The organism is Vibrio sp. 2096, from assembly GCF_033339595.1.
In the GTDB taxonomy this organism is placed as follows: domain Bacteria; phylum Pseudomonadota; class Gammaproteobacteria; order Enterobacterales; family Vibrionaceae; genus Vibrio; species Vibrio alginolyticus.
Genome location: NZ_JAWOUX010000092.1, coordinates 1 through 1,110, shown reverse-complemented (window position 1 = coordinate 1,110; position 1,110 = coordinate 1). Strand labels below are relative to the sequence as shown.

General features: G+C 47.5%; 1 protein-coding gene. It reads left to right on the top strand.

Features of this window, described 5'->3' with window-relative positions:
* Nucleotides 1–1,110 (top strand): long-chain fatty acid--CoA ligase (locus tag R7Q41_RS24295; RefSeq protein ID WP_318144740.1); only part of this gene is annotated, 1,110 nt, incomplete at both ends.

The following is a 1,110-nucleotide window of genomic DNA, read 5'->3' as shown; positions in this document are numbered from 1 at the left end:
CGCAAGATCAAACGCAAAAAGAGTACCAAGGTTTACCGACACTGACGTCTTTTATAGAAGATATCGAACCTTTGGCGGATTACGTTGCTCGCGATGCGGATGACACTTGTGTGATTTTGTATACATCAGGCACAACGGGACTGCCCAAAGGAGCAGAGCTCACGCAGCAAAACATCGTAATGAATGCGCTTGTGGCTCAGAACATCATGGCGAGTCAGGCTGATGATGTTCATCTAGTAACGTTGCCACTGTTTCATACATTCGGTCAAACCGTGCATCTCAATGCTAGCGTGCAAAGCGGTGCAACTTTGGTTTTAGTACCTCGATTTGATCCGAAACATGTGTTGGAGCTGATCGAAAAGCATCGAGTGACACTCTTTGCCGGTGTGCCTACGATGTACATTGGTTTGCTGCATGTTGAACATAATTGCGATATTTCGTCGCTACGAGTAGCGGTTAGTGGAGGCTCGTCGCTACCGACCGAAGTATTTAAGACCTTTGAAGCACGATTCAATGTACCAATTCTAGAAGGTTACGGCTTGTCCGAAACCAGTCCGATAGCGTGTTTTAATCACCTTGAACAAGAGCGAGTACCGGGCTCTGTCGGGCAACCGATTCAAGGTGTTGAGGTGAAAGTCGTTGATCTTGACGGCCATGCTCTCCCTGTCGGTGAGGAAGGCGAAATTATTGTGCGCGGGCACAACGTCATGAAAGGTTATCTTGATCGCCCAGAAGTGACGGAATCGGTGTTGCAAAGTGGTTGGTTCCATACCGGTGACGTCGGGCGATTTGATGAGTCGGGTAATCTGTTTATTGTCGACAGGATGAAAGACCTGATCATTCGAGGTGGCTTCAATGTGTATCCTCGTGAGATTGAAGAAGTATTCATGACGCATCCTGCGGTAGCGATGGTGGCCGTGATAGGTAGTCCGCATCAAGAATATGGCGAAGAGATCAAAGCCTACGTGGTATTAAAACCGAATCAATTTGTCGAAGCCGATGAGCTGCAATTATGGGGGCGAGAGCAGTTAGCCAATTTCAAATACCCAAGGTTTGTCGAAATTCGTGAACAGTTACCGATGAGTGCTACGGGTAAGATCTTAAAGAGAG